This is a genomic window from Streptomyces sp. NPDC051109, assembly GCF_044455885.1.
Classification (GTDB): domain Bacteria; phylum Actinomycetota; class Actinomycetes; order Streptomycetales; family Streptomycetaceae; genus Streptomyces.
Genome location: NZ_JBITFF010000041.1, coordinates 1 through 25,878, shown reverse-complemented (window position 1 = coordinate 25,878; position 25,878 = coordinate 1). Strand labels below are relative to the sequence as shown.

Sequence of the window (25,878 nt, the reverse complement as noted above, 5' to 3'; positions counted from 1 at the left end):
CGGCCCGCTGGGCATCGGTCACCGACAACGGCGGAATCTTCGGACCCGGACGACTCATACCCAACCAACGATGAATCTTCGACTCAGGTCACTAGGGTGGGTTCCCCGGATCTTGCCTCGCCCGGCAACTGGGGAACGGCCGCAGTTACGAGAATTGGTCCTGTGAGACGTTCCGGGAACGAGGGGCAGACGTGGATCAGCCTTCGAAGGCGCGTGGCGAACTGGACCGTCTGCGCCTGTCACTGCGCGAACAACTGATCGCGCTCATCACAGATTTGACCATTCGTGTCCACCTCTGCCGGCTGTCCCTCGACGAGCCGAAGGTTGCCGTTCCGCGCGAGCCACTGCGCCGCCACTATTCGACGATCTATCAAGGCAATCGTCCGGCGGCCGTCACCGTTGCCGAGACGGCCTCCCGTGCGGCCTCCTCCCTCCGCGCCGCCGGGTGGGGCGTCACCGCGTCAGAGGAGGATGACGACGGGATGCCTGCGCGCCGGCGACGTCGACGTGGCGGTCCTGGAGGCGCCGGTGGACATGGGCCTGGAGCGCCGGGGGACGGCCTACGGATCACGTGCGATTCGGGGCGACGAACGGATCCTGCCCAACGTCCCGCTGGGGCTGGTCAACCCCAGCACCCGCATCAGGCCGTTCGACGAGTTGACGGTGGTCGACTATGGAGACGCCGCGGTCGACCCGTTCAGCATCGACAACTCCATGGAGTCGATCCGCGCACTGGTCCGCGAGATCGCCGAGACCGGCCAAATGAGAAGCCGGGCTCTGGACTTCGGCCGGCCACCGCGGCATGACCTGCGCGAGATCATGAACGCGATCCTCTACGTGGACCGCACCGGCTGCCAGTGGGCCTACCTCCCGCATGACTTCCCGCCGCACCAAAGCGTCTACGGCTACTTCGCCAGATGGGCGGAGGAGGGGATATTTGCCCAGCTCAACGGCCTTCTGCGACAACTTCTCCGCGAGAAGGAAGGACGGGACGCGGAGCCCTCCGCCTGCGTGATCGACGCCCAGAGCGTCAAGACCTCCACCAGCGTCCCCGCCGCCAGCCAGGGCATCGACGCCAGCAAGAAAATCGCGGGCCGCAACCGGAGCATCGTCACCGACACGCTCGGGCTTCTCCTCACGGTGCTGGTCACCGCGGCCAGCGTCCAGGACTCCGTCGCCGGCACCCGGCTCATCGACCGGGTCGCGGCTGACCATCCCGGCATCCGCAAGGCGTGGGTCGACGGCGGCTACCGCCAGCACCTCGTCGAACACGCCGCCACCCTCGGCATCGACATGCAGATCACCGCCCGCAAGCCCGGGACCAGGGGCTTCACCCCGATCCCGAAACGCCGGGCGGTCGAGCGGACCTACGGCTGGCTCATGCTCCACCGCCGCCTGGCCCGCGACTACGAAACCCTCCCCGGACGCTCCGAAGCCGTCATCCACATCGCCATGACCGACCTCATGACCCGCCGCATCACCAGCGAGAACACCACCTCCTGGCGCGACCCAAAAACGTCCACCAACCACCCCATCCCAGGATGAAACAGCGGGATAAAACGACCTCTTAGAGGTCGTTTTAATCTGCACCAGCCTATTTTGGTGTGATTTTCAAGACGGTCGGTCGTGGTGCGGTCGTGGCCACGTATGCAGTTAACGACTTGTGGGCCGGGTGGGGTGACCGGTGGGGCGGGATGGGTCGTGTTCCCGTCTCATTCCAGGATGTCCGGCCCTTGGTGGCCCGTGCTTCGGGTGTCGCGGCTGTGCGCCTGGGCGCACTCGGTCCGTGGCGGTACGCCGGATTCATGACGACGCGGCGTCCGTATCCGAGTGACTTGTCCGATGCTCGCTGGGAGTTGATTGAACCGGTGCTGTCGGCGTGGCGCTTCGAGCGCCGTGGCCGGGCTCTGGACTTCGGCCGGCCACCGCGGCATGACCTGCGCGAGATCATGAACGCGATCCTCTACGTGGACCGCACCGGCTGCCAGTGGGCCTACCTCCCGCATGACTTCCCGCCGCACCAGAGCGTCTACGGCTACTTCGCCAGGTGGGCGGAGGAGGGGATATTTGCCCAGCTCAACGGCCTCCTCCGCCAGCTGCTACGGGAGAAGGAGGGACGGGACGCGGAGCCATCGGCGTGTGTGATCGACGCGCAGAGCGTCAAGACCTCCACCAGCGTCCCTGCGGCAAGCCAGGGCATCGACGCCGGCAAGAAGATCGCGGGCCGCAAACGGAGCATCGTCACCGACACCCTCGGGCTTCTCCTCGCGGTGCTGGTCACCGCGGCCAGCGTCCAGGACTCCGTTGCCGGCACCCGGCTCATCGACCAGGTCGCAGCCGAACACCCCGGCATCCGCAAGGTCTGGGTGGACGGCGGCTACCGCCAGCATCTCGTCGAGCATGCCGCCGCCCTCGGCATCGACATGGAAATCACCGCCCGCAAACCCGGGACCAGGGGCTTCACCCCGATCCCGAAACGCTGGGCAGTGGAGCGGACCTACGGCTGGCTCATGCTCCACCGCCGCCTGGCCCGCGACTACGAAACCCTGACCACCCGATCCGAGGCCCTGGTCAACCTGGCGATGACCGACCTCATGACCCGCCGCATCACCGGCGAGAACACCATCTCCTGGCACGACCCAAAAATGCCTATCAACCATCCCATCCCAGGATGAAACAGCGGGATAAAACGACCTCTTAGAGCCAGCCGTTGCGGCGGAAGGCTCGGTAGAGGGCGGCAGAGGCGAGGGTCATGAGGGCCACGGCCAGGGGGTAGCCGTAGGTCCAGCGCAGTTCCGGCATGTGCTCGAAGTTCATCCCGTACACGCCGGCGACCATCGTGGGGATCGCGAAGATCGCAGCCCACGCGGAGATGCGCCGCATGTCATCGTTTTGCCAGGTGCCCACCCGGGCCTGCTGTGCGCCAAGGACGGAGTCCAGGAGCTCGTCCAGGGTCCGGACCTCGATGTCGGTGCGGTGCAGGTGATCGGCGACGTCACGGATGTACGGGGCGATCTTCGACAGGTGGTCCTTTGCGCCCGGGCTGTCCAGGAGGCCCTGGAAGACTGGGACGAGCGGCTGCACCGCATCACGAAACTCACGTACCTCCCGCTTGAGGGAGTAGATGCTTGGGGTGTGGTCGACGCGGGAGGTCGAGAACACCTCGTCCTCGAGCCGGTCGAGCGTGGCACGCACCCTGCGGGCTGCGTCGCTGTATGCATCGACGCAGACGTCCAGCACGGCGTGGAGCACAGCCCAGGGCCCCGTGCTCAGCATCTGCGGATCGGCGTTCAGCCGACGTCCGGCCTCGGCGCAGGGGTCGATCCTTCCGTGATTCACGGTGAGAACGCTGCGGGGGCCAACAAAGATCATGATGTCCCCGGTCTCCACCGCCGAGTCTTCTTCGACGTACCGCAGCGGCTTCAGGGCGACGGCCAGGACATCGCCGAAGCGCTCGCGCTTGGGGCGCTGTCGTCCGTGGAGCGCGTCCTCGACGGCTAGCGGGTGCAAGCCGAGGTTCCCGGCCAGCTGGGCCAGTTCGCCCTCCAAGGGGTCAGTCAGCCGGACCCAGGCGAACTCCCCGTCGCTCAAGTCCTGCAACCGTTTGAGGGCCGAGCCACAGGTGTCGTCCGCCAGCTCGCACTCCACATGCTCCGACCGGCCCGTGGCTTGCTCGTAAATGACGCATTCCATCCTCCGCGCATGCTTCAACTCTCTGATTTCATGCGCCCGCTGCCGGTGCCTGTCCTGTCGCGGGTCTGAGGGGACACCGGTGCCATGTCGTGTAGGCGTGCGCCCGCGGGCAGGAGCAGCCTCATGAACATGCCAGGTGCACTGGTGACCGGGGTCGAAGTGCGGGGACTTCCTGACCGTCGCGGTGTCCGCCCTGTGCCGGCAGTCCTCGTCGGAGCACGAAATGGGGTCGCTTCGAGAACGGCGCCGCGGCGATGGACGGAGCCCACCCCGCCCACGTATCCCGCACACAGGGCCGGGCACCGCTGGCTTCGCCTGCCTCTGTCCGAGTGTCGCCCTGCGGCCGGCGGGCTCGCCGAGGGAAGCCTGGTGCGGGCCCCGCCTTGGGCGCGCGGACGAGGCAGAGCGGGCATGTGCTCTGGCTGCTCTGCCGGTCCCGGGGCTGCGGGGTGAGGCTGGGGGGCAGGCGGTGGTTAGGGGGCGGCGACGTGGGTGAGGGCGGCTTGGATGCGGCGGATGGATTCCTCGGCGTCGGTGTACTGCTGGGGAGTGGGCTGGATGGTGCCGAAGGCGGGGCCGCCGTCAGGGTTCAGGGCGCGCCATTGCAGCACGGGGGTGAGGGCGGTGGCGGTTGCGCCGAGGAACCAGGCGAGGCGTCCGTGTACGTGGGCGAGGGAGATGGCCAGGGCCGCGAGTGCTGCCCGCAGGTGTTCCAGCCGTTCGATTGCGGGCAGGGCCGCCTGCGCGTCCCGGCTGCCGATCGCGGCGTCGAGGTCGGCGGCGGCTTTCGCGGCGATGGCCTGGTCGATGGGCGTGGGGATCCATGCCTGGTCGCGGATCTGCTGATCGGCTTCGGCGGTCAGCGTCTCGATGGTGGTCCGCATGTCCATGTGAGCACCTTAGATCCCCTCGCCAGGCCTAGGGAGGGTGCGGTCGGAAGCTGGGCGCGCCGGTAATGAGAACTGCGCCGCACTCTGCTTCTGCCGCGTCCCTCGTATCGGCGGCGGCAGGAGCCCCCTGCACAACTCTGGTCACGGCAGCGCGGAGGACGGCGGCTCGGCCGCTTGGGCAACCCGGTCCTGGGGGACGTCTGGGTGCTAGATCACGAAGGCACTGCTGCGAGTGATAAGCCGTGCCTGATGTAGGCGCCACCCACAGCGCGTGCGAGGGGCAATCCGGGCCCTTGCTCCAGCGTGACCACGGTGGGAAGGGGCACACGAGGGGCGCGCCGTCCCGTCAATTTCGAGAGGCTTCCCCTGTGCCCTGCGTATCCGGCTTGATCGCTGTCCGTCTCGATACGTGCGAGGGGGCTCTGCCGCTCCTCGCCCGGTTCGTGTACTCCGCTGACCATCCGTATGCGGTCCAGGCCGACTTTTTCGACGGCCAGACCAGCCTGGCTTCCTGGCAGTTCGATCGGCAAATGCTGGCTGAGGGGTTGCGTCGGCCGGTCGGTGAGGGCGACGTCACGTTCGGCCCGCACGAAGAGGTGGGTGGCCGCGAATTCCGTATCGGATTGCGCAATCATGCCGATGGGGCAGCGGGGCGGGCGGTGCTCTTCGCGGATGGCGGCATGGTGAAGGAATTCCTTGATCGGACTTACGCCGTTGTGGGTGAGGGAGAGGAATTCCTCGATCTCGACAAGCTCCTCGACGAGTTCCTGGCCCGCTGAAGCAGAGGAGTATTGGTCATGACGCGCGACCCTTGGAACTTCCACCCGTCGTGCCGTGAGCTGGCTGCTGTCGACCTGACCGGATGGCAGGTAATGGCCGCTGACGGTCACGTGGGTGAAGTGGAGGAGCATTCCGACGCGACAGGCGACGCGTTCCTGGTGGTGGACGCGGGCGGATGGATCTTCGGGAAGCTGTTGGTTCCGGCCGGCGCGGTGACGCGGATCGACCGTGACAGGCGCACGCTCCATCTGAGCCTGAGCAGGGGGCGGGTCGAGGATGCCCCGCCTTTCCTGCCCGACCGGCACCGTGCCGATCAGGAGTACCGGGAGGAGGTCGCGAACTACTACTGGCAAGCGGGGCCCTGCTAGCTGGGATCCTCGTCCGGACCGTGGCCGGCGAGCGGCTCCGGAAGCAATGGAGCGCAGACGACGCCGATCCGCTCCGAAGGGCGGAGCGGATCGGTAGGCGTTGGCCGTGACCGGTCTGCGGTCTCGTCAGATTCGGCCGCCGACGAGCTTGGTCAGCGGGCCGACCTTGGGCTTGGCCGTCGAACGGCCGACCGCGAACGCCGCTCCGGCGACTCCGGCGAGGCCTGCGGCTGCACTGGCAGCGATTGCCTTCCGGTTCTTGACGACCGTCCATACGGCCACGGCCGCGGTGGCTGTCTTGGCGGCCTTCGCCGTCACGGCCTTCTGGCCTGTCTGCAGACCGCCTGCGACGGATCGGCCGGCCCTCTTGGTGGCCTCGCCCGCGGACTGGATGCCCGTCGTCGCCGTCTCTTTGGCCTCGCGTGCAGAAGTCGCCTTGTCGGTGGCCGCCGACGTGGCTCGCGGCTGAGCGCGCTTGGCGGTCGACGCGGCGCGTTTGGCGGGCGACTTCCGTGCGGTGGTATTGCCGGACTTGGCACTTCCATTCGATTCAGTCATGACATCCCTTCTTGCCTGTCTTTGGCCGGTGAAACGGGGAACTTTTCACCGGAATCTCTGCGGACGTGTTGACGATTAGGAGCCATCGCGGGGAAGGAGCGAGCCCAATGGGCCCAAGTCCAGGTTGAGATCGTCCATGGTCAGGCCGTACCGCTCGCACAGTTCCTCCATCCGCTCGTGCAGGATCATCAGCGTCATGCCGATGCGCTCTTCCTCGTCCTCGGCGAGGTCGCCCTGGTCGATTCGGTGGATGGCTGTGCGTTCCATCAGCTGGCGCAGCAGCTCGACGATGGTCAGCACGAGCTTGATCAGGTCGCGTTCCACCGTGTCGGGGTCGACAGAAAGCCGCTGTGCTGCGGCGGCGGCTGCGGCGGCGGGGCGGGCGGAGGATTGCGGGTTCTCCACCGCGGTCACCTCCTGAGCGCTGTGGCGCGGTCGACGGGCGGGGCGTCGGGGCTCGGGGCCCGCGGCCAGGGGCCGGGCTCGTCGCTGGTGATAGACCGGATGACCGCACGCAGGTTGATGTGGACCAGGTCCACATCGGCAATGGAAAGGACGAGGTCGCCGGTGAGGACGGCGCCGCCGGTCAGCAGGCGGTCCAGCAGGTCGATGAGGGCCACGGCAGGTCCGGGCAGGTGGTCCGGTGACTCGGGGGAGGCGTCGTGCGGCAAGGGCATGCTCATTGCGGTGTCCCGCCCGCCTCTGGATTCGCGACAGGCGCCGCGAAGGAGTACGGGGCCCATGGGCCGGTCACCTCCACCCGTACCCCGGCTGCCGGGCGGGTGGCCGCGTGCACTGCCTGACGGAAGCGCTCTTCGGCGTCGGCGGGCACCAGGTAGGCGTGGTTGGTGATGTTGGTCCCGTTTTGGCCGGACAGTTCGGCCTGCTGGGGGCGGTGTATGACAGCGGCTGTCGCGAGCGTCCGCGCCGCGTGCGTCACCTCGTCCGCGACCGCGCCGGCCACACGGTAGAGGTCCTCGGTGCTGTTCCGTTTCTGCCTGCGCTGCTGCAGATACGCGCGGCCCGGGCTCGAAGCAGCCGCTTGGGTAGCCTCCGTCCCGGTGGCTTGCGCCGCGGCCGCGGCGCCCGGATCCGCGTGGACCTTGACACCGAGCTCGACGTGGCCGTCGAGCCACTGCAGCAGTTCGGCGAACCGGTCGCGGTGATCGAGGATCATCTCGGCCACGCGCTGCTCGTCGAGATAGACGGTGGCTAGCCGGAGCGGGAGAAGCACTGCCTCTGCGAACGCGGTGTCCACCACGGCGTGGTGGGCCCGGGCCAGCTCTTCCAGCCTGCCCAGATCGCCCAGGCGGGCTTGCATCGCCCTCTCGTCGAAGGCATCGGCAGGCACGGCCGACATCAGGGCGACGAGGCCGCCCGCGGCGACGACTGTGACGTCGTGTCCGTCAACGCCCGTCCACGTGCGGACGAGAGCGCGAAACCTCTCCTCGTCCCGCCCGATGGCGTATACGTAGGCCATCGGGCGGCAGGTACCGGCCGGCTGCCCGACGGGCCGGGTCCCGGCCTCGCGGGCAGGGTCGCCGACGGCCTCGCGGGGCTGCTCCGGTGCGCTCATCGTGCCTCCTCCGTCCGTTCGGGGGTGTCCGCCCGCGGCTGGCCCTGGGCGCCTGCGGAGCGCAGGCGCACGAGCTCGGCGCGCAGGCGCTCGTTCTCCTCGGCCAACAGCTCCTCCCGGCCGCCGCCTCCGCCCCCGCCGACGGTCTGCGGGCGGGCGCGCGAGGAGAGGGAGGGGTCGTGCTCCCACCAGTCGATGCCCATCTCCTTCGCCTTGTCGACCGAGGCGACCAGCAGGCGGAGCTTTATGGTCAGCAGCTCGATGTCGAGCAGGTTGATCTGGATGTCCCCGGCGATCACGATGCCCTTGTCGAGCACGCGTTCCAGGATGTCCGCGAGGTTCGCGGAAGGGCCCTGGTGGCTTGGCCCTGCGGCGTGCGGTGCGGCCGGTAGGCGTCCTGCGAAGGACTCGGACACGGTGGCGCCCCTGTTCTCTGGTGTGCTTTGCGGGTCAGCTGCCCACGGGATTGCGACGACGTGTGCGGCGTCCGGATCCGCTCGGCCGCTGTTCTTCCGCATCGGTCGGCTCGCCCTCGTCGTACTCGGAGTCCACCTCGTCCGATCCGGCTTCGTCGGAGGTTTCAGCCTCGTCTTCCGGGCCGTCCTCGGCCTCCTCCTCGAACTCGTTGTCGAGGGGTTCGTCGTCGGCAGGCTCGTCGTAGTCGTCGTCTTCGACCGTGCCCTCAAGCTCTGCGTCCTCGTCCTCGTAGGGGAAGTCCTCCGCCTCGCCGTCGGCGTGTTCCTCCTCTCGGACCGCTTCGTCGTGGCCCGTGACGACTTCGCCCTCCCGGATCTCGCCCCGCCAGCCGTCGGTGGCCTCTCCTCGCAGCATGAGGAACTTGCGATAGAGCTTGAGATCGAGCCGGGCGCGCCGGCCCTGCGCACGCCACAGGTTGCCCGTCTTCTCGAACAGGCCCTTGGGGAAGTACTCCAGGACGAGCAGAACGCGGGTGAGGTCGTCGGTGATCGGGTGAAAGGTCACCACTCCGCGAATGGTCCCCTTCGCCCCGTGGGTGGTCCAGGCGATGCGCTCGTCGGGAATCTGTTCGGTGACGTTCGCCTGCCAGCTGCGGGTCGACTTGGCGACCTTGACCTTCCAGTTGGTGGTCGTGTCGTCCGCCGTCTCGACGCTGACGACTCCCTTCGCGAAGGTGCTGAACTCCTGAAACTGCGTCCACTGGTCGTACGCCTCGCGTACCGGTACGCCGACGTCGATGTCTTCGACGATCGTCACGCCCTTCGCGGCCCCTCCACCGGAGGTACGGCCACCGCCGACCAGGCTTTTGGCCTTCTCCTTCAGAGTGTCCTTCAAGGCAGACGTCCCGGCTGCGAACACGGCCCGCGCGGGGGACTTCCCCTCGCCGAGGGCCTTGCCTCCCTCGGCGAGCCCCTTGGCGAGGCTGCCTTTCGCCGCGCCAGGCTCGGCCAACCGGGCCACGTGGTCACCTAGGCGTTCCCCGAGCCGGGTGACGGCGTCTTCGGCACGGGCGGTGAGGTAGAGGCGGAGTTCCTCCTTCAGCCGGTCGGTGGCCGGGTTGCCCACCACATCGTTCTTGATCTTGCTGAGGGCGGAGTCACTCATCGTTGTCCCCCCTGCTCTTGCGCGTACGGGAAGCCGTCGACTTCCTGGGGGCACTGGTCCGTTTGCGGGCTCCCGTCGACTTGCCCGAGCCGGCCCCGGAGGAGCCGGTGGGGGAGGCGGCGCCGCTGGTGCTCTTCTTACGGGCGGTCTTGGCAGAGCCCGTCGACCGTGTCCGCTTCTGCCGGCCCTCGTCGGAGGCATCGTCGCGCTCCGCGGCGACGTCATCTCGTTCGCGGTTTTCGGTACCGCCCGATTCGGCTTCGGAGTCGTCGTCATGGCTGAGCGCCCGCGTGCGCTGCTGCAGGGAGTCGGCGAGGCCTGCTGCGCGCTGGGTGAGGGCCTGCGTCGCTGCCGACTTCGTGGCCTCGAACAGCTCGCGGCGGATCTGTTCGCTCAGTGCGCCCGTCACGGGCGAGGCGGCCAGCAGTTTTCCCAGTCGCCGGGGATCGAGGTCCAGCCTGCGGCCGGCGAGGAACATGCCCATCCCGATGGCCATCTTGGCCTTCTTCGTCCGACCGAGCAGGTAGCCCCCCACGAGTGCGGCTGCCGTCGTGGTGTTCTTCGGTATCACCGGTGCACCTCGTCCCGCATTGCTTGATCATTCTGTTGCGTCATCAGCCACTTCCCGTCTGGCTTCGGTAGGCCTCTATCTCGTCGAGGCGGTCAAGGAGTGCGTCCTCGCGGCGGTCGAACTCGGACGCGTCCACGCGACCGTGGGCCAGGTCCTCCACGAGCGCCGCCAGCTGTGCTCGGACGGGCTCCGGGTCGTAGTACTCGCGCTCCGCGGCGAGCAGAACCTGGTCGACCACCCATGCCGTGCCGCGCAGCGGTGCGATCGGCAAGGTCAGGATGGTGGTGAGGAGTCCCACGTTCCGGCCTCCTTCCTGCGTTCGCCGTGCGCCGGGCGTTGCGCCGGCATGCCGGTCACACGAAGCTGTACGGCGGCAGCGGCCCGGTCAGGGTGAAGGTGCAGGCTTCACCCCGGCGCTCCGCCTCTTCGCTGACCGCCCGCACGAAGTCGTCCGCGGACTCCGCCGCCACGAGGAAGGAAGCGTTGAGGAAATGGCTGGCGCCCGCCTCGGCGCGCGAGACGCGGGCCGCAGCCGGCTGCAGCCTCTCCAGGGTCCTCTGAGCCTGCTCGTTGTTGCGCTCGGCCACCTGGCCCGCGACGAGCTCACCGAGGGCGATGCGGTCGTCCTGTCCGGCAGCTCCCGACCTGGTGCGCTCGTTGAGTTCCCTGATCTGGTCGGAATCCGAGACGATTTCGAGCAGGAGATCCTGCTCGTCACGGGCCGCCTTGAGGTTGAACTCGACATGCCCGGCAAGCTCAGCCAGACGGCTGCGGTACGCGGCGCTGTCCCGCTCCAGTGTTTGCGCCACCTGATCGTCGTCCGGGCCGAGCAGACCGAACCGCATAGGCAGTGTGGCCCCGTCCGCCATCAAGGCCTCCAGGACCGCCTCGTGAGCCAGCACATCACGGCGCTTGGCCCGCAGACCCTCGGGCGCGTCGCTGACCACAGCGCTGATGTCGCCGGCGCGGATCGCCCGCAGGGGCGGCGCCTGCTCGCCCACGCCCCGGAGGCCGTCCAGGCGCAGGGGATGGTCCGCCTCAGTAATGGCGTAGATGTAGGTGGGCACCTGCTACTCCTCCCGTCGGCTGGCGGACGAACGGCTGGACGTCGACTTGCGCGCCGGCCGCTTGCGCGGCTCTTCCTCGGACCCCTCACGTTTGCTCTGCAACGAGTCCGATATCGCCTCGACGGCGCCGCTCAGGGCGCCCTTCGACTTGCCCTTCGCCCCGTTCTCTGTCATCTCACCCACGATGTCGGTGAGCTGCGTGGGTGCCTTCCGCCCGGATTCCAGATCGAGGCGGTTGCACGCCTCGGCGAAGCGGAGATATGTGTCCACGCTGGCGACGACCACACGGACATCGATCTTGAGGATCTCGATCCCGACCAGGGAGACACGGACGAACGCGTCGATCACAAGGCCCCGGTCGAGGATGAGTTCCAGTACGTCGTAAAGATTTCCCGAGCCGCTCCCGCCGCTCGTTGCACTGCTCTGTTGGACGAGTGTCATGGTGAACTCCTTCCAATTCGGCGTCTGTCGACGCGTACGGACACCCGACCGCCGCTCGCAGCGGCAGGCGCCCTTTTCGCCTCAGCGGCGGTCGATCTGGCCCCGGGCGTAGCGCCGTGTGCGCTCGTACGCGATCAGCTGGCCCTCGGCGTCGAGAGTCACGTGATACGAGGCCATCACGCTCATCGTGTCCGGCACCTTTTCCAGCTCGACGATCTCCACCTCCGCCGTCCACCCGTCCTCGGTGGCCTTCACCGCTGACACGGAACCGGGTTCGCAACGCAGAAGCTCCGAGAGCTGCTCGGAGGCACCGCGCATCGCTGTGGCGATGTCGAGTTTCTTGGACGTCTTGTGTGTTTCGTCGTCTGTCGCGCTCATGTTCCCGCCTGTGAGGCATGGAAGACGGCTCGGCATCATCGCGCTGTGCCGTCTGGACTCACGTTCGCCTGCCCGCCCCTGACGGTTACATGCGTGACCACCTGTCAGGCGGTCGCAGGCTCAGTCGGTCCGGGCCCGGGCCGCGCCCGGTTGCGGCAGCCCAGAAGGCGGTCTCGGATGTGTCCGGACGTGCCTCAGTGGCGCGACCAGCGGGGACAGGCGGGTACACAAGGGCCCTTACCTCACTCTCAGCGCCCGCAGCCTTCACTACGCAGCGGCCGCTTGCCGCCACAACGGGGGAAGCCGGACGGTATGCCGGCCAGTGGGCGATAAAGGCGTAGGCGTCCGGCTCTGCGGAACGAGGCGCCGGGGTATGGTGCGCAAGTCCCGCGGCCGCGTGGGCAATACGTCCTACCGCGGCACGTGGGAGCACCGGAGGCGGGTCTCTAGGGTCCTCAGCGGTCTTCACACAAAGGCTCCCTCAATGTCCGACTCCTGTGATCTTGGTTGCTCGCGCTGGGAGTCGGCGCTCGCACGCCAGCCCGAGCCGTGAGCCATCTCGGGGCGCGCAGCATAGGGGGCTGCCGGGCTCGGCCCAGGCTCTTGGCCCCCGAGGATGACAAGAACCTGCTGCGGGACTCATGAACGGCGTAGCCGCGAGACCGAGAGCCAAAGTCTCTGGTTTAGCCTGACTGGGGGATTGCTCGAAATATCGGGCAGCCCGGTCCGGCGGAGATGGGGCAGGGATGGCCAAGCAGATGGACACCGGAAGCACGGAGAGCCCGGGGACGGTGGGGGAGCAGCAACTGAGACAGTTGCTGGCCGGCTTGACCTCCGTGCGTGACGGTGACTTCGGAACCCGGCTGCCGGATGATGCGGATGGTCTGCTGGGGGAGATCGCCACCGTTTTCAACGGGATGGTCGATCAGCTCTCTTTGTTCACCTCGGAGGTGACGCGCGTTGCTCGCGAGGTCGGTACGGAGGGGACCTTGGGTGGTCAGGCCGAGGTTCCGGGCGTATCTGGGACGTGGGCGGACCTGACCGACTCGGTCAACGCGATGGCGGGCAACCTCACCACGCAGGTCCGGGACATCGCGCAGGTCGCCACCGCTGTCGCGCGCGGCGACCTTTCCCAGAAGATCGACGTGGCGGCCCGGGGCGAGATCCTGGAGCTGAAGGACACCGTCAACACGATGGTCGACCAGCTGTCCTCCTTCGCGGACGAGGTCACCCGGGTGGCGCGTGAGGTCGGCAGCGAGGGCCGGCTCGGCGGCCAGGCAGAGGTGCCTGGCGTGGCCGGGGTGTGGCGGGACCTGACCGACTCGGTGAACTTCATGGCCGGCAACCTCACCGACCAGGTCCGCAACATCGCTCAGGTGACGACCGCCGTGGCCAAGGGCGATCTGTCGCAGAAGATTGCAGTCGATGCTCGGGGAGAGATCCTGGAGCTGAAGAACACCATCAACACGATGGTCGACCAGCTTTCCGCGTTCGCGGACGAGGTCACCCGTATGGCCCGTGAGGTGGGCACGGACGGGCGGCTCGGCGGGCAGGCGGACGTCAAGGGTGTCTCCGGCACTTGGCGGGACCTGACCGACTCGGTGAACTTCATGGCCGGCAACCTCACCGCCCAGGTCCGCTCGATCGCCGAGGTCGCCACCGCGGTGGCCCAGGGTGACCTGTCGCAGAAGATCCGGGTCGACGCGCGCGGGGAGATCCTGGAGCTCAAGACGACCATCAACACGATGGTCGACCAGCTCTCCGCGTTCGCCGACGAAGTCACCCGTGTCGCCCGTGAGGTGGGCACGGACGGGCGACTCGGCGGGCAGGCGGACGTCAAGGGTGTCTCCGGCACCTGGCGGGACCTGACCGACTCGGTGAACTTCATGGCCGACAACCTCACCGCCCAGGTCCGCTCCATCGCCGAAGTCACCACCGCGGTGGCCCAGGGTGACCTGTCGCAGAAGATCCGGGTCGACGCGCGCGGGGAGATCCTGGAGCTGAAGGAGACCATCAACACGATGGTCGACCAGCTCTCGGCGTTCGCCGACGAGGTGACGCGTGTGGCCCGCGAGGTCGGCACCGAGGGCAACCTGGGCGGGCAGGCGACCGTCCGCGGGGTGTCGGGCACGTGGAAGGACCTCACCGACAACGTCAACGTGATGGCGTCGAACCTGACCGGACAGGTGCGCTCCATCGCCCAGGTCGCCACGGCCGTGGCCCGTGGGGACCTGTCGCAGAAGATCACGGTGGAGGCGAAGGGCGAGGTCGCCGCGCTGGCCGGCGTCATCAACACGATGGTCGACACGCTGTCCGCCTTCGCCGACGAGGTCACCCGCGTGGCCCGCGAGGTCGGCACCGAGGGCCGGCTCGGCGGCCAGGCCCGGGTCCCCAACGTCGCCGGGACCTGGAAGGACCTCACGGACAACGTCAACTCCATGGCGAACAACCTGACCGGTCAGGTCCGCAACATCGCCCTCGTCACCACGGCGGTCGCCAACGGCGACCTGTCCAAGAAGATCGACGTGGACGCCCGCGGGGAGATCCTGGAGCTGAAGACCACCATCAACACGATGGTCGACCAGCTGTCCTCCTTCGCCGCCGAGGTCACGCGCGTGGCCCGCGAGGTCGGCAGTGAGGGCCGCCTCGGAGGACAGGCCGAGGTCGAAGGGGTCTCCGGCACCTGGAAGCGGCTCACCGAGAACGTCAACGAACTGGCCGGGAACCTCACCCGCCAGGTCCGGGCCATCGCCGAGGTCGCCAGCGCGGTCGCCGAGGGCGACCTGACCCGCTCGATCACCGTCGACGCCTCAGGCGAGGTCGCCGAACTCAAGGACAACATCAACTCGATGGTCGGCTCGCTGCGCGAGACCACCCGGGCCAACCAGGAACAGGACTGGCTCAAGTCCAACCTGGCCCGGATCTCCGGTCTGATGCAGGGCCACCGCGACCTCGCGGTGGTCGCCGACCTCGTCATGGACGAACTGACGCCGCTGGTGGAAGCCAGCTACGGGGCCTTCTACCTGGCCGAGGAGAGCGAGGAGGGCGCCTGGCTGACGCTGATCGGTTCCTTCGGCAGGCCCGCAGACCGTCCGGCAGCCCAGCGCCTGCGTGAAGGTGAGACGCTGCTGGGCCAGGCAGCCCGCAGCCGGCGCATCCTGAGCACCGCCAACGTGCCGCCGGGCTACCTGATCTCCTCCAGCCTCGGGGAGGCCGCCCCGGCCAGCCTCATCGTGCTGCCGATCCTGGTCGAGGACCAGGTCCTGGGCGTGATCGAACTGGCCACCTTCAACTCGTTCACGCCCGTCCACCGCGACTTCCTCGGACGCCTCATGGAGACCGTCGGCGTCAACGTCAGCACCATCGTCGCCAACGCCCGCACCGACGAACTCCTGGAAGAGTCCCAGCGGCTCACCGGCGAGCTCCAAGCCCGTTCCGAGCAGCTGCAGGTCCAGCAGGAAGAGCTGCAGCGATCCAACGAGGAACTGGAAGAGAAGGCGGCCCTGCTGGCCACCCAGAACCGCGACATCGAGACGAAGAACCTGGAGATCGAGCAGGCACGGCAGGAGCTGGAGGACCGGGCCCAGCAGCTGTCACTGGCCTCGAAGTACAAGTCGGAGTTTCTGGCCAACATGAGCCACGAGCTGCGCACCCCGCTCAACAGCCTGCTGATCCTCGCCCAGCTCCTCTCTCAGAACCCCTCACGCAACCTCACCCCCAAGCAGGTCGAGTACGCGGGCATCATCCACTCGGCAGGCTCGGACCTTCTCCAGCTCATCAATGACATCCTCGACCTGTCGAAGGTCGAGGCGGGCAAGATGGACGTCAACCTGGAGCGGGTGTCGCTCAAGGCCCTCCTGGCCTACGTGGAGGCCTCCTTCCGTCCCCTGACCACGCAAAAGGGCCTCGACTTCGAAATCTCGACGGCGCCCGGCGTACCGGTGGACCTCCTCACCGATGACGCCCGCCTTCAGCAGATCCTGCGCAACCTGCTGTCCAATGCGGTGAAATTCACTGAAAAGGGCAGGGTCCGGATCGAGATCCGTCCGGCGACCGCAGTAGAGCTCCCCTCCGAGCTGCATGATGCGGGCTCCGTGGTGGCGTTCAAGGTGAGCGATACCGGCATCGGCATCGCCGAGGAACAGCTCGAAGTGATCTTCGCAGCCTTCCAACAGGCCGACGGCACGACCAGCCGCAAATACGGCGGCACCGGCCTGGGCCTGTCCATCACCCGTGAGATCGCACGACTCCTCGGCGGTGCCGTCACCGCGACCAGCACGCCCGGCGTCGGATCCACCTTCACGCTGTACTTGCCGGTCACCCGCACCCAGGACGCTGCTGAAGCCAACGCCCCTGCCACAACTGCGCTCGAAGCGAGGAGCCCCGAAGCACCCCAGGAGCAGGATGCCGAGACGACCGGGGAGCCGGGGCCGCGGCGGCTGTTGGTGATCGAGAATCGCGCCAACGGGCTTCTCAGCCTCGTCGCGGAGAGCGCGGCCTCCGAGCTGGGTGTCGGCCGACACCCCGTCGGCCCTGCGGCCTCACAGGTAGAAGTCTTCACGGCCGTCACCGCCACGGAGGCGGCCACCATGCTCGCCCAGGCGCCCTTCCACTGCGTGGTCCTCGACCTCGCCGCCGGAGCGGAGGCCCTCAGCTTCCTGCGCGCGCTCGCCGGAGACACGGCCCTGGCGTCCCTGCCCGTTCTCGCACACGACAACCGCCGCGTCACGGGAGAACTGAAGGAAGAAGTCGACCGGCAGGCCAGCGGGCAGCGCCTGGAGGTCCTCGCCAGCCTCGACGAACTGCGCGAGCGCATCACCCTGCACCTGTCGGTCGACCGGCTCAACGACGTCCTGCCCCTGGTCCGGACCGAACCCGCTCCCGCCGACCTGGCACACCCCGACGCCAGCCTCGCCGACAAGTCCGTCCTCGTCGTCGACGACGACCCCCGCAACCTGTACGCCATCAGCGGCATCCTCGAACTGCACGGTATCCGAGTCCTGCACGCCGAAAACGGCCGTAAGGGCATCGAGTCCCTGACCAGCACCCCGGGCATCGACCTGATCCTGATGGACGTGATGATGCCCGAACTCGACGGATACGCGGCAACAGCCGAAATCAGAGCGATGCCCGAGTATGCGGACCTGCCGATCATCTCGGTCACCGCGAAGGCCATGCCCGGCGACCGCGACAAGAGCCTGGCGGCCGGATCCAGCGACTACATCACCAAGCCCGTCGACGCCAACGACCTCGTCGCCCGTCTGCGGCACTGGCTCCTGCCCACGGACACCTCGGGAGCCCCCCGTGCCTGACTCCGGCCGTCTTGAGGACATCCCCGCGCACGAGAGTCCGGCGGTGCGCAGCACGCCGGGCTTGGAACCGCCGGACATGCCGGCCCAGGTCACCACAACGCCCTCGGGTGACGTAGGCCGCCTCGCCGCCACAGTCGAGCGGCTGCGCAAGGAAGCCCTCGAAGCTCAACAAGCCGCGGACGGCCGCGCGCTGATCGAACTGGCCAAGGGCATCCTCGTGGGACGCCTGGGCTGCGGGCCCGGCGAAGCCTCCCGCCAGCTCGCCAAACTGGCCGAGCAGGCCGACCAGACCGCTCTCGGCCTGGCCGTCGAAATCATCAACCAGGCCGCTCACGACCACGTCAGCGATCTGGCGCGACAGTTCCTTCAAGCAACCGACGCCGATCTGCCCGCCACGGACACCGCCACCTCACTGGTCCGCCTGCGGGCAGCCGAGAGCCGCATGCTCGCGGCCGGCAGCGATACACAAGCCGTCGCCAACGCCCTGCTGGACAACGCCCTTCACGCGCTGGGGGCCGCCGGGGTGGCGATCTGGGCGGCAGCTCCCGACGCCTCACTGTCCCTACACGGCCAGGCGGGGTTCACCCGCCAGGAGGCCGACCGCTGGCGCTACGTTCCTCCCGAGGTCGCAACCTGCGCCCGCCTGGCCCTCACCCGCCGCGAACTCACGATCGTGGACTGCCTCGTCGAATCCGGCATCCCCACCATCGGCAGACGCCAGCATCCCGACGGCGGACGCATCATGATCCCGGCCGGGACGGGCGGACGCATCACCGGCGTCCTGGAAATCAGCTGGCCACACGCCCGGCCGCCACAACAGCCGGTGATCCTGCGGCAGCTGGAGGCCCTGGCCGAACTCTGTGCCCACACCCTTGAGGAGCACGAACCCGCTCTCTCGCCACTGACGCCCAGCGCCGCGGACCTGGCAGGAGTCGCGGAACTCACCGACCTGGCCGACCACCTCCACGACCCGGTACTGATCCTCACCCCCACCCTCGACCCGGCAGGCCGTCTGGCCGACTTCCGTATCCATCACACCAACCAGCGCTTCACCGACCCCGCCGGACGCACCCGCTCGAACATCACCGGAGCGCACTTCCTGGAGGCCTACCCGACAGCCGCCGAGAACAACGGCCTCTTCTCCATGCTCGAACGGGTGTACGCCACGGGGGAGTCCTGCCACGCCCCACGGACCACCCTCACAGCAGTTGTCGACCAAGTGCCCCTTACCACGGTCGCCGACGTCAGCATCACCCGCCACGGCACCGCCCTTCTCCTCATCTGGAAAATCGAGGACGAGACCGCACGACTGGCAACCCTGCTCCAGCACGCACAACGCCTGGGACGGGTCGGCGGCTTCGAAGAACACCTCACCACGGGGGAGATCAGCTGGAACGGACAGCTGTTCTCCCTGTTCGGCCTCCCTGCGACAGCCAGCCCCATCTCACTCCACGAGCTGACCAGTCACGTCCACCCGCACGACGTCAACTCCGTAGGCCGCTTCCTACGGACCCTCCTGCACCGGCTACGTGAGTCCTCGGTCGACTTCCGGCTCAAACGCGGCGACGGCATCACCCGGCACATCCGCATGGTCGCCGAACCCGTCCTCGACCACCACGGACACCTCATGTCCGTCCGGGGCGCATGCCAGGACATCTCCTCCCAGCACTGGACCGAAGTAGCACTCGCCGCCACCCGGGACCAGCTCGCCGACACCGAAGCCGAATCCGCGGACCGGACCAAACTCGCCCTCCAGCTCCAGCACGCCATCATGCCGCCCGCCCCCGCCCCGTTGGAGGTCCCCGGCATTCGCATCGCCGTCCGCTACCGGCCCGCCGAATCCCAGTCCCTCGTAGGCGGGGACTGGTACGACTCGGTCGTCCTGCCCCACGGCAAGATCCTCATCAGCGTCGGCGACGTCGCCGGCCACGGGATCCAAGCCGCCACCGGCATGGTGATCCTGCGCAACGCTCTGCGCGGCCTCGCCGTCACCGGCGCCGGCCCCGCACAACTCCTTTCCTGGCTCAACAGCGTCGCCCACCACCTCACCGGCAACCTCACCGCGACTGCCGTATGCGGCATCTACGACCCCGACACCCGCACCCTGCGCTGGGCACGTGCCGGCCACCTTCCGCCCGTCCTCGTCCGTGGGGACCACGCCGAAGCCTTCCCCCTGACCGCTGGCCTCCTCCTCGGAGCCATCCCGGACGCCGACTACGCAGAAGAAGAAGTACGGCTCCAGCGGGAAGACATCCTTCTCATGTACACCGACGGTCTCGTCGAACGACGAGACCTCTCCGTAACCGACTCGCTGGCACAGCTCCTCGCCGTCGCCGCACAACCGTTGGACTGCCTTGAACGCCGCCTTGACGACCTGCTGACCTACAGTTCCTCAGACACCGACGACGACACCTGCCTCATCGGGGTACAGGTGCGTTGACTCAGACACTCTGTCGCGCCGCGTGCGTGGTGCCGCCACTTCCCCTGGGTGCGCGCCGTGGCCCCCGTTGGTGCACAAGAGGAGCCGGGGCGGTCTAGATGCGTTGGGCGCGGTGTAGGACGGGGCGCAGTCCGTGAGATCGCAGGGCGGCGCGGGCCGCGTTCGCGCCTGGTGCGCCGTGGACACCGCCGCCGGGGTGGGCGGCCGCGGAGGCGATGTAGAGGTTCTTGACGGGTGTTTCGGGCCTTCCGGTGCCGGGGGTGGGGCGGAAGACCGCTTGCTGGTGCAGGGCGGTGGTCCCGTTGTTGATGGCGCCGTTGTGGAGGTTTTCGTTCATGGCCTGGAGGGTGGGGGGAGCCAGGATGCGGCGCGCGGCGATCAGCTTGCGGAAGCCGGGTGCGAACCGTTCCACCTGGCCTTCGATGCGGTCGGCCATGGCTTCCTGCTCGCGGGCGTCCCAGCGGCCGGTGATGCGGCCGGGGCCGGCGTCTGCGGTGATGTGCTGCGGGAGGTGGGTGTAGGCCCATGCTGATTCCGTGCCGGCGGGGGAGCGGCTGGCATCTGCCGTGGTCATCTGTCCGAACAGGGCGAAGGGCTGGTCAGGTACCTGGCCCATGGCGATCTGGGAGGCGAAGCGCGTCAGGCCGTCGACGCCGTCCGCCACGTGGACGGTTCCCGCTGTGGCAGCCTGGGGCGCCGTCCACGGCACCGGACCGGTCAGGGCCCAGTCCACCTTGAAGGTGGCGAAGTCCCATTGGAAACGCTTCAGATCCCGCAGCAGGCGGGACGGAAGGTGTTCCTCACCCACCAGGTCCCGGTACAGGGCCGGCGCCGAGGTGTCTGCCAGGACGGCCCGGCGCGCGCTGATGCTCTCCCCGCCCTCGGTCGTGACCCCGACCGCCGTGCCACCGCGTACGACGACAGAAGTGACGCGCTGCCCGCAGCGCAGAACACCCCCGCGCCGCGTGAGGCGGCTCACCAGCGCCGCGGTCAGGGCACCGGACCCGCCGACGGGGACCGGGAAGCCGTGGCTCTGTCCGAGCATCGACATCAGCCAGCCGAAGCCGCCGCTGCCGGCGGCCTCGGGGGCCAGGTCGGCGTGCAGGGCGTTACCGGCGAGCAGCAACCGGCCGCCTTCTCCCGCGAACTCCTCCTCGCCGAGCCGGCGGACCGGCAGGGCGAGCTTGCGAGCCAGCCGCAGCCCGCCGGCAGCCCGCAGCTTCGCCGCGAGCCGCAGGCCCGCCCGGACTGGAGGGAACGGGGTGAACAGGGCTTGCACCAGATCGGGACCAACAAGGCTCCACGCTCTGTACATGTCCTGCCAGGCCTCCCCATCGCCGGCGGCGAATCCGGCCAGGCCGGCCGAGGTCCCGTCCACCTGCCGCTCCAGCACAGCGCACCTGCCGTCCTTCAGCGGGTGGGCCAGCACGGACGGGGCGTGGCTCCACCGAAGGCCCTCCGCGGCCAGGTCGAGACGGGCCAGGACGGGGGAGGCCGCGGCCAGGGGGTAGAAGGCGCTGAAGAGGTCCGAAACGTAGTCGGGGTGGACACCCCGGTCACTGCGGACCGCGCCGCCGGGCTCCGGCTGCGCTTCCAGCACTTCCACGCTCCAGCCGGCGTCGGCCAGAACGTTCGCGGCCACCAGCCCGTTGGGGCCCGCACCGATCACTACGGCGTCAGGCACGGCGGGCTCCTGCATGGCCCTGTTCCACGACCCTGGCCAGGCGGGCCAGCATTCCCCGGTGCCGGAGCTGCAGCAGGGTTTCGATGACCGGATTGTGAAGGGTGCCGCCCGGGCCGCGCAGCGGGTGTTCGTCGCAGACGACGAGGGTCTCCTCGCCCCACTTCCGGAGCTGGAGGAAGATCCTCGCAGTGCCCAGAGACTTGAACGACGCCTCCAGTTCCAGCTCCCTGCCGGGTTCCAGGTGACGTACGGTCGTCACCCCTTCGGTCGACCAGGGGCCAAGCCGCACCGTGTAGCAGAGCCGGGAACCGACCTCCGGCCACTCCTGATCGAGCGGCGTCGACTCCGACGGCCCCACCACCCACTCCCCGTACAGGGTCGGATCGGCGAGCACCGCCCACACCGCCTGCGGGGAACGATGAATCAGCTGATGTCGCACGGCCATGGAAGAGACCCTTCTGACGAGACGGACTCCGCAGCCGTTTCGGCGCGGTGGTGCCAAGTGCGAGGACCGTGGAGCCCTCCCGGGAGCGCGAGCCGACCCGGGGGCGCGCCGGTGCCGAGCGGCGTGGGTCCTGACTGCTGGGTCTACTGGTCGGCGCTGGGGACGGCCAGGGGGGCCGTGGGGGCCGACTTCTTCGCTGCTTCCATTTCCTCGACGCTCTCCAGGACGTGGTCCTTGGCGTCCGGTGCAGCCTCGCGGGCAGCGGGGTAGGAGATCTTCTCCTCGATCCAGGCGTGGGTGGTGAGTTCCTTGATCACCGTGTCGGCGATCCCACGCTTCTCCGCGTGCGCGTCCTCACCGGCCTTCTCGAAGCGTTTGAAGAGCTTCTCGACCGTCTTGTGGTCTTCCTTCAGCAGTACGATCCCGTCCACCGGGCCTCCCTCACACTCACGTCACTTGCCGGAGCGGCCGGAACCGTCCCGCAGCCGTGTACCCGCCCGCGCCCGTGCCAGGCAGTTGCACACGGCCAGATAGCCCGGAAGGACGAGGGGATTGAGCTGTCCGCCGATGAAGGCACCGGCCCTGCAGCGGGCTGCCCGGCCCAAAGGCGAGGCCGGCTTCTCCATGCATCCGGGAATCGAAATGTGCCGCCAAATCGTCGGTTTGGCCGAGCAAATGATCCCGGCTCCTGCCGGTAGACGCGGCCTGCCCCAACCCGTCGACTGCGGCCACCTGACGCAGATCAAAACGATTACCCCTCAGACCCCTCGTGCTTGAGACCGCATCACCAGGCGTTCCCTGTCGCTGTATGCCGGCGAAGGCAACGGGTGCCGCGACAGCGCCTGACTTCACTCATCTGGCTCCCACGGGGACCCGCTTCGCAGGCCGAACCACGGGTACACGCGGCAGCGCGAGTGACCTCCGGCCCACCCCCATCAGGAGTCGATGACGTGCAGCCCCCACTCCGACGCCGCGCGCGGCTGGTCCACCGTCGCCTGCCAGTACCACCCCCATGGCCACCGGCCCACACCGGCTCCCGTCACCTTCCTCTACCGCCGTGCCGACCCGCTGTGCGTCCAAGCCACCTTTCACAGCCCGAGAAGCGGCGCGGTCGTGTGGGACCTGGGGCGGGACCTGCTGATCGCCGGAACCCGCGCTTTGACGGGCGAAGGAGACGTCTGCATCTGGCCTGCATCCGCTGCCACCCGCAACGGCCTCGTGGGGGCTGCGACTGGATCCGAGGACGGACGCGCCCTACTCAGCCTGGATCGGACACAGCTGTCCGCCTGGCTGATGACCACCTGCCTCCTGGCTCCGCCGGGGACCGAAGAAGACCACCTGGACTGGACCCTCATGGATCGGCTCCTGGCCAACCGGTGACATAAGACCCGATCCGACCCGACCTGGCCTGGGCACGGCGTGCCAGGCAGGCCTGCGGATGAGGGTGACCAGCAGCACCAGCACGGGCCATTTCGCGATCGACCACACGGCGACCGCGGTGTTGCGAGCCCGAGCCCGAGGGCGTCTCCCGCGCGTCGGGCGAGGCCGCCGGTGAACACGACGATCAGGGCGCTCGCCGTTTTGCCATGACCATCAGACCCACGGCGAGGGGCAGCACCTTCCACACCGGACGGCCTTCCGGAACGTCGTAGACGCCGTTCGAAGAACGGATGAACCCCGCGACGTATCCGGAGGCGGCCCACACCGCGGCGACAAGGCCGACCACCCCCAGGACCGACCCGGCGCCCGGACCGCCCTGAAGCCCGCGGACCGCGCCCGAGACGACGTCCCGCGCGGCGCCGGGGCCAGCCGCTGGAGGTTGTCCAGGACGGGCTGGGTGGCGGACGCTTCGGCCACCCCGAGCAGCGACACCAGCACCAACGGGGCGGGGAAGAGGGGCAGCACGCTGTAGAAGGTGAGTGCGGCGGCCCGATCGGCCAGCTCGTCGCGCTGGAACTCTTTGAGCGTCCGATTGCCGCCCCGCTGCGCGCCCCGGCCGCGGCAGACGCCGAAGCGCCTGGGCTCAGCCCATGGCCCGCTGCCTCGCGGGTCGCCACGACCCGCGAGGGGAACTCGGCCTACCAGCCCGTTGAGTCAGTGGCCGAGGGCGTTCTTGAGGTGCTGCTTGGTCATGCTGGAGCGGCCTTCGATGCCCCGCCTCTTCGCTTCCTGGTAGAGATCGTCCTTGGTCCGCTCGGACGACGCCCCTCCGCCGCTGTGAGACCTCTGGCCGCCGCGTTGCGAAGCCGACTTGCCCTGGGTGGAGTTCCGACTGGCAGTCTTGCTCTCGCCGGACTGCGCCCGCTCCTTGTTCACGGTGCGGGGAGTCAGCGCTGACGGCGCGCCCCCGAATCCAGCCGCGGCGGAGCTTGGCCGCGTTCTCCCTCGATGCGGACGTCCGCGCCGGTGACGGCGAACGCGACGTTCAGGCTGCGGCACATCCGCTGCGCGCGAGCCATGGCGCTGAGGGTGGCGGGGCTCGGTTGGGCAGTGGGGAGTTCGAGGAGGACGTGGTCGGGGCGGTGGGCAGCGACGAGCGCTTCGATCTGCAAGGCCACCGCAGCCCGGTTGGTGATGTCCAATTCGTGCTGGATCTTCACTCTGAGTGTGCCGCGATCGAGAGTATGGGTGATCAACATCCGCAAGCCTCCAATAGCCCGGCCGAGGAGCGCAGACCGATGTGCTGCATATCGGTCTGCGCGGCCACCAGGGGGCAGGCCGGATGGTGTCCAGGCCCACGGTGTGCAGCTGGCGCCGCAGCCGACGCTGTGCGGCTGGCCGCCGTAGTAACGAAGCCGCCCCCGCTCCGGACGGGGCGGCGATGCGGTCTCCAGATGGGAACGGCCCTGTCCGGGGGCGAGGTGAGCGTAGTGGCGATCGGGGCTTGCCACGCCGCAGCCGCCCCGGAACGCGTCACCCTCTTCGATGCGTCTGCCCCGGTCTGCCCGAGCCAAACCCGGCCCGCGTGTGATCTTCGTGAGAGCCGACTAGGCCAACGGAACGGGGCCGCCGGGGCACGGCGCCTGGAGGGTTCTTGATTCCGCTTGCCGCGTCCGGCATGCGGGGAAAGGCCTCTGGTCGGCGTGGTGTCGCTTCGTGGGCGAAGGCCGTACGGTCGCGGCGTCTTCGAGGTCTGTGAGGACACTTCCGCTGGTTGAGCGCCGCTTGGGTCAGGGGTTCGCGGCGTGCAGTTGCTTGTCGGTGAAGGTGGCGACAACGGTCTTGCCGCCCTGGTGTGCACGGACGTGAATGGTGGCGGCGATGACGTGGATCAGGCGCCATCCGAACCCGCCGGGGCGCCCTGGCGCCCAGGTCTGGGCTTCGGGCAGGCGGGTCGTACGGTCAGACACCTCCACGGTGACGACCCCGGAACGGGCGTGGATCTCGAAAAGGGTGGCACCGCCCGCGTGTCGCTCGGCGTTGGAGACCAGTTCGCTCACGACCGTCACCACGTCATCGACCCCGGCTGAAGGCACATGGAGACGGGCAAGGAGGGCGCGGGCAGTGTCGCGGGCTTGTATACAGCTGACGCCGGGCCCCGCGGGGTCCGGCAGGAGTCGGGACGACAGAGTCCGTTCTTCCATATGCTGCGCCTTCCCCCGTTCCCGTCCCGTAAGCGGCCCCGGGGTGCGCCGGCCCTGGGGGCTCTGACCGTGTGCAAGCCCCCAGGGGCATTTACCGGGGCGGTGCCGGGCACCTGGCGCACCGGTCAGGCCAACCGGGCGGCGGTGGCCGATGAAAGGGAGGCGGATTTCGGGTGTGCCTTCGCCGGGTGCCGCACGTGCCGGCTGCTGATCATGCGGGCCTGCGGGCCTGCGGGCCTGCGGGCCTGCGGGCAGGGGCTCGTCGGCGCCTCAGCTTCCGAGCTGGACTCGACCGAATCCTTTTGCCCGGGGCGCAGGGTGCGTCTGCCCCCTGCAGGGCACTGGGAGGCGGGGGCTCAGGGGCGGGATCGTCGCCCGTCCGCCCGGACTCTGGGCCTGCTTCGAGGCGTGGGGCGGGGGGGGGCGGGCGCCCCCGGGGGGGGTGTGTGGGTGTTTTTTGGGGGGGGTGGGGTGTTTGCGCAGGGGGTGGGGGGGGGGGTGGGGGTGGTT

Annotated in this window: 24 protein-coding genes and 4 pseudogenes; 8 read left to right on the top strand and 20 right to left on the bottom strand. The window is 68.7% G+C overall.

The genetic code is table 11. The features are described from left to right. Positions 1–471: 471 nt before the first annotated feature. From ACIBAD_RS36400 to ACIBAD_RS36390, 3 genes and pseudogenes are all read left to right on the top strand, one after another. Positions 472–753 (top strand): annotated as a pseudogene (locus ACIBAD_RS36400) (arginase family protein); the annotation flags it as partial. A gap of 6 nt (positions 754–759) precedes the next feature. Then, positions 760–1,545: pseudogene (locus tag ACIBAD_RS36395) on the top strand (IS5 family transposase); the annotation flags it as partial. A gap of 260 nt (positions 1,546–1,805) precedes the next feature. Continuing rightward, positions 1,806–2,675: an IS5 family transposase gene (locus ACIBAD_RS36390; protein ID WP_398911255.1), complete on the top strand. Its 870-nt coding sequence runs from the start codon at positions 1,806–1,808 to the stop codon at positions 2,673–2,675. A 22-nt stretch (positions 2,676–2,697) separates the two neighbouring features. Here ACIBAD_RS36390 and ACIBAD_RS36385 read toward each other — a convergent pair whose 3' ends face one another. Then, positions 2,698–3,711, bottom strand: coding sequence for a magnesium and cobalt transport protein CorA (locus ACIBAD_RS36385; RefSeq protein WP_398911253.1), 1,014 nt, complete (start codon positions 3,709–3,711; stop codon positions 2,698–2,700). 455 nt (positions 3,712–4,166) lie between these two features. Further along, entirely contained in the window at positions 4,167–4,583 is a 417-nt protein-coding gene (locus ACIBAD_RS36380) for a hypothetical protein (protein WP_134068592.1), read from the bottom strand. 386 nt (positions 4,584–4,969) lie between these two features. On the opposite strand from ACIBAD_RS36380, the gene ACIBAD_RS36375 reads away from it, so the two are divergent. Both ACIBAD_RS36375 and ACIBAD_RS36370 read left to right on the top strand, forming a co-directional pair. After that, positions 4,970–5,362, top strand: a complete 393-nt coding sequence (locus tag ACIBAD_RS36375; protein WP_166681965.1) for an SsgA family sporulation/cell division regulator — start codon at positions 4,970–4,972, stop codon at positions 5,360–5,362. A gap of 18 nt (positions 5,363–5,380) precedes the next feature. Next, the gene (locus tag ACIBAD_RS36370) at positions 5,381–5,731 is read left to right on the top strand and encodes a PRC-barrel domain containing protein (protein WP_134068590.1); all 351 of its coding nucleotides are present in this window, start codon (positions 5,381–5,383) and stop codon (positions 5,729–5,731) included. 126 nt (positions 5,732–5,857) lie between these two features. Here ACIBAD_RS36370 and ACIBAD_RS36365 read toward each other — a convergent pair whose 3' ends face one another. The 11 genes from ACIBAD_RS36365 to ACIBAD_RS36315 all read right to left on the bottom strand — a co-directional run bounded on the left by ACIBAD_RS36365 (position 5,858) and on the right by ACIBAD_RS36315 (position 11,903). Beyond that, positions 5,858–6,289, bottom strand: a complete 432-nt coding sequence (locus ACIBAD_RS36365; protein ID WP_134068589.1) for a hypothetical protein — start codon at positions 6,287–6,289, stop codon at positions 5,858–5,860. Between the two features lie 75 nt (positions 6,290–6,364). After that, a complete protein-coding gene (locus ACIBAD_RS36360) occupies positions 6,365–6,703 on the bottom strand; it encodes a gas vesicle protein K (protein WP_398911250.1) in 339 nt (112 codons plus the stop codon). After that, the gene (locus tag ACIBAD_RS36355) at positions 6,700–6,966 is read right to left on the bottom strand and encodes a gas vesicle protein (protein WP_398911260.1); all 267 of its coding nucleotides are present in this window, start codon (positions 6,964–6,966) and stop codon (positions 6,700–6,702) included. Before ACIBAD_RS36355 ends, ACIBAD_RS36360 begins: the two co-directional genes overlap by 4 nt. Before the next feature lie 2 nt (positions 6,967–6,968). After that, complete coding sequence (locus tag ACIBAD_RS36350) at positions 6,969–7,865, bottom strand: GvpL/GvpF family gas vesicle protein (protein ID WP_398911248.1); 897 nt, start codon at positions 7,863–7,865, stop codon at positions 6,969–6,971. After that, a complete protein-coding gene (locus tag ACIBAD_RS36345) occupies positions 7,862–8,281 on the bottom strand; it encodes a gas vesicle protein (RefSeq protein WP_398911246.1) in 420 nt (139 codons plus the stop codon). The genes ACIBAD_RS36350 and ACIBAD_RS36345 overlap by 4 nt, the downstream gene beginning before the upstream one ends. A gap of 34 nt (positions 8,282–8,315) precedes the next feature. Further along, positions 8,316–9,446 carry an SRPBCC family protein gene (locus ACIBAD_RS36340; protein WP_398911244.1) on the bottom strand — a complete coding sequence of 377 codons (1,131 nt, stop codon included), beginning with the start codon at positions 9,444–9,446 and terminating at the stop codon, positions 8,316–8,318. After that, complete coding sequence (locus ACIBAD_RS36335; RefSeq protein WP_398911242.1) at positions 9,439–10,017, bottom strand: hypothetical protein; 579 nt, start codon at positions 10,015–10,017, stop codon at positions 9,439–9,441. The genes ACIBAD_RS36340 and ACIBAD_RS36335 overlap by 8 nt, the downstream gene beginning before the upstream one ends. 43 nt (positions 10,018–10,060) lie before the next feature. Further along, the gene (locus tag ACIBAD_RS36330; RefSeq protein WP_398911240.1) at positions 10,061–10,315 is read right to left on the bottom strand and encodes a gas vesicle protein GvpG; all 255 of its coding nucleotides are present in this window, start codon (positions 10,313–10,315) and stop codon (positions 10,061–10,063) included. 55 nt (positions 10,316–10,370) lie between these two features. After that, on the bottom strand, positions 10,371–11,084 hold the full coding sequence (locus ACIBAD_RS36325) for a GvpL/GvpF family gas vesicle protein (protein WP_398911238.1): 714 nt from the start codon (positions 11,082–11,084) through the stop codon (positions 10,371–10,373). 3 nt (positions 11,085–11,087) lie between these two features. Next, positions 11,088–11,525, bottom strand: a complete 438-nt coding sequence (locus ACIBAD_RS36320; RefSeq protein WP_134068582.1) for a gas vesicle structural protein GvpA — start codon at positions 11,523–11,525, stop codon at positions 11,088–11,090. A gap of 81 nt (positions 11,526–11,606) precedes the next feature. Next, positions 11,607–11,903: a gas vesicle protein gene (locus ACIBAD_RS36315; RefSeq protein WP_398911236.1), complete on the bottom strand. Its 297-nt coding sequence runs from the start codon at positions 11,901–11,903 to the stop codon at positions 11,607–11,609. A 758-nt stretch (positions 11,904–12,661) separates the two neighbouring features. On the opposite strand from ACIBAD_RS36315, the gene ACIBAD_RS36310 reads away from it, so the two are divergent. Together ACIBAD_RS36310 and ACIBAD_RS36305 are read left to right on the top strand one after the other, a co-directional pair. Continuing rightward, positions 12,662–17,215, top strand: a complete 4,554-nt coding sequence (locus ACIBAD_RS36310) for a HAMP domain-containing protein (RefSeq protein ID WP_398911258.1) — start codon at positions 12,662–12,664, stop codon at positions 17,213–17,215. Between the two features lie 76 nt (positions 17,216–17,291). Beyond that, entirely contained in the window at positions 17,292–19,655 is a 2,364-nt protein-coding gene (locus tag ACIBAD_RS36305; protein ID WP_398911257.1) for a SpoIIE family protein phosphatase, read from the top strand. 94 nt (positions 19,656–19,749) lie between these two features. Here ACIBAD_RS36305 and ACIBAD_RS36300 read toward each other — a convergent pair whose 3' ends face one another. From ACIBAD_RS36300 to ACIBAD_RS36290, 3 genes and pseudogenes are all read right to left on the bottom strand, one after another. Beyond that, a complete protein-coding gene (locus ACIBAD_RS36300) occupies positions 19,750–21,339 on the bottom strand; it encodes a phytoene desaturase family protein (protein ID WP_398911234.1) in 1,590 nt (529 codons plus the stop codon). After that, on the bottom strand, positions 21,332–21,784 hold the full coding sequence (locus ACIBAD_RS36295) for an SRPBCC family protein (protein ID WP_134068579.1): 453 nt from the start codon (positions 21,782–21,784) through the stop codon (positions 21,332–21,334). Before ACIBAD_RS36295 ends, ACIBAD_RS36300 begins: the two co-directional genes overlap by 8 nt. Positions 21,785–21,990: 206 nt before the next feature. Continuing rightward, positions 21,991–22,215 (bottom strand): annotated as a pseudogene (locus tag ACIBAD_RS36290) (hemerythrin domain-containing protein); the annotation flags it as partial. Between the two features lie 514 nt (positions 22,216–22,729). On the opposite strand from ACIBAD_RS36290, the gene ACIBAD_RS36285 reads away from it, so the two are divergent. Continuing rightward, positions 22,730–23,164, top strand: a complete 435-nt coding sequence (locus ACIBAD_RS36285) for an SsgA family sporulation/cell division regulator (RefSeq protein WP_398911232.1) — start codon at positions 22,730–22,732, stop codon at positions 23,162–23,164. A 30-nt stretch (positions 23,165–23,194) separates the two neighbouring features. Here the strand turns inward: ACIBAD_RS36285 and ACIBAD_RS36280 are convergent. The 4 genes and pseudogenes from ACIBAD_RS36280 to ACIBAD_RS36265 form a co-directional block, all read right to left on the bottom strand. Next, positions 23,195–23,725: pseudogene (locus tag ACIBAD_RS36280) on the bottom strand (YihY/virulence factor BrkB family protein); the annotation flags it as partial. A gap of 153 nt (positions 23,726–23,878) precedes the next feature. Then, positions 23,879–24,223 (bottom strand): plasmid stabilization protein, encoded by a 345-nt coding sequence (locus ACIBAD_RS36275; protein ID WP_398911230.1) that lies wholly within the window; start codon positions 24,221–24,223, stop codon positions 23,879–23,881. Continuing rightward, positions 24,112–24,423, bottom strand: coding sequence for a hypothetical protein (locus ACIBAD_RS36270; RefSeq protein ID WP_208329116.1), 312 nt, complete (start codon positions 24,421–24,423; stop codon positions 24,112–24,114). The genes ACIBAD_RS36275 and ACIBAD_RS36270 overlap by 112 nt, the downstream gene beginning before the upstream one ends. A 531-nt stretch (positions 24,424–24,954) precedes the next feature. Next, a complete protein-coding gene (locus ACIBAD_RS36265; RefSeq protein ID WP_398911229.1) occupies positions 24,955–25,368 on the bottom strand; it encodes an ATP-binding protein in 414 nt (137 codons plus the stop codon). Positions 25,369–25,878 lie beyond the last annotated feature (510 nt).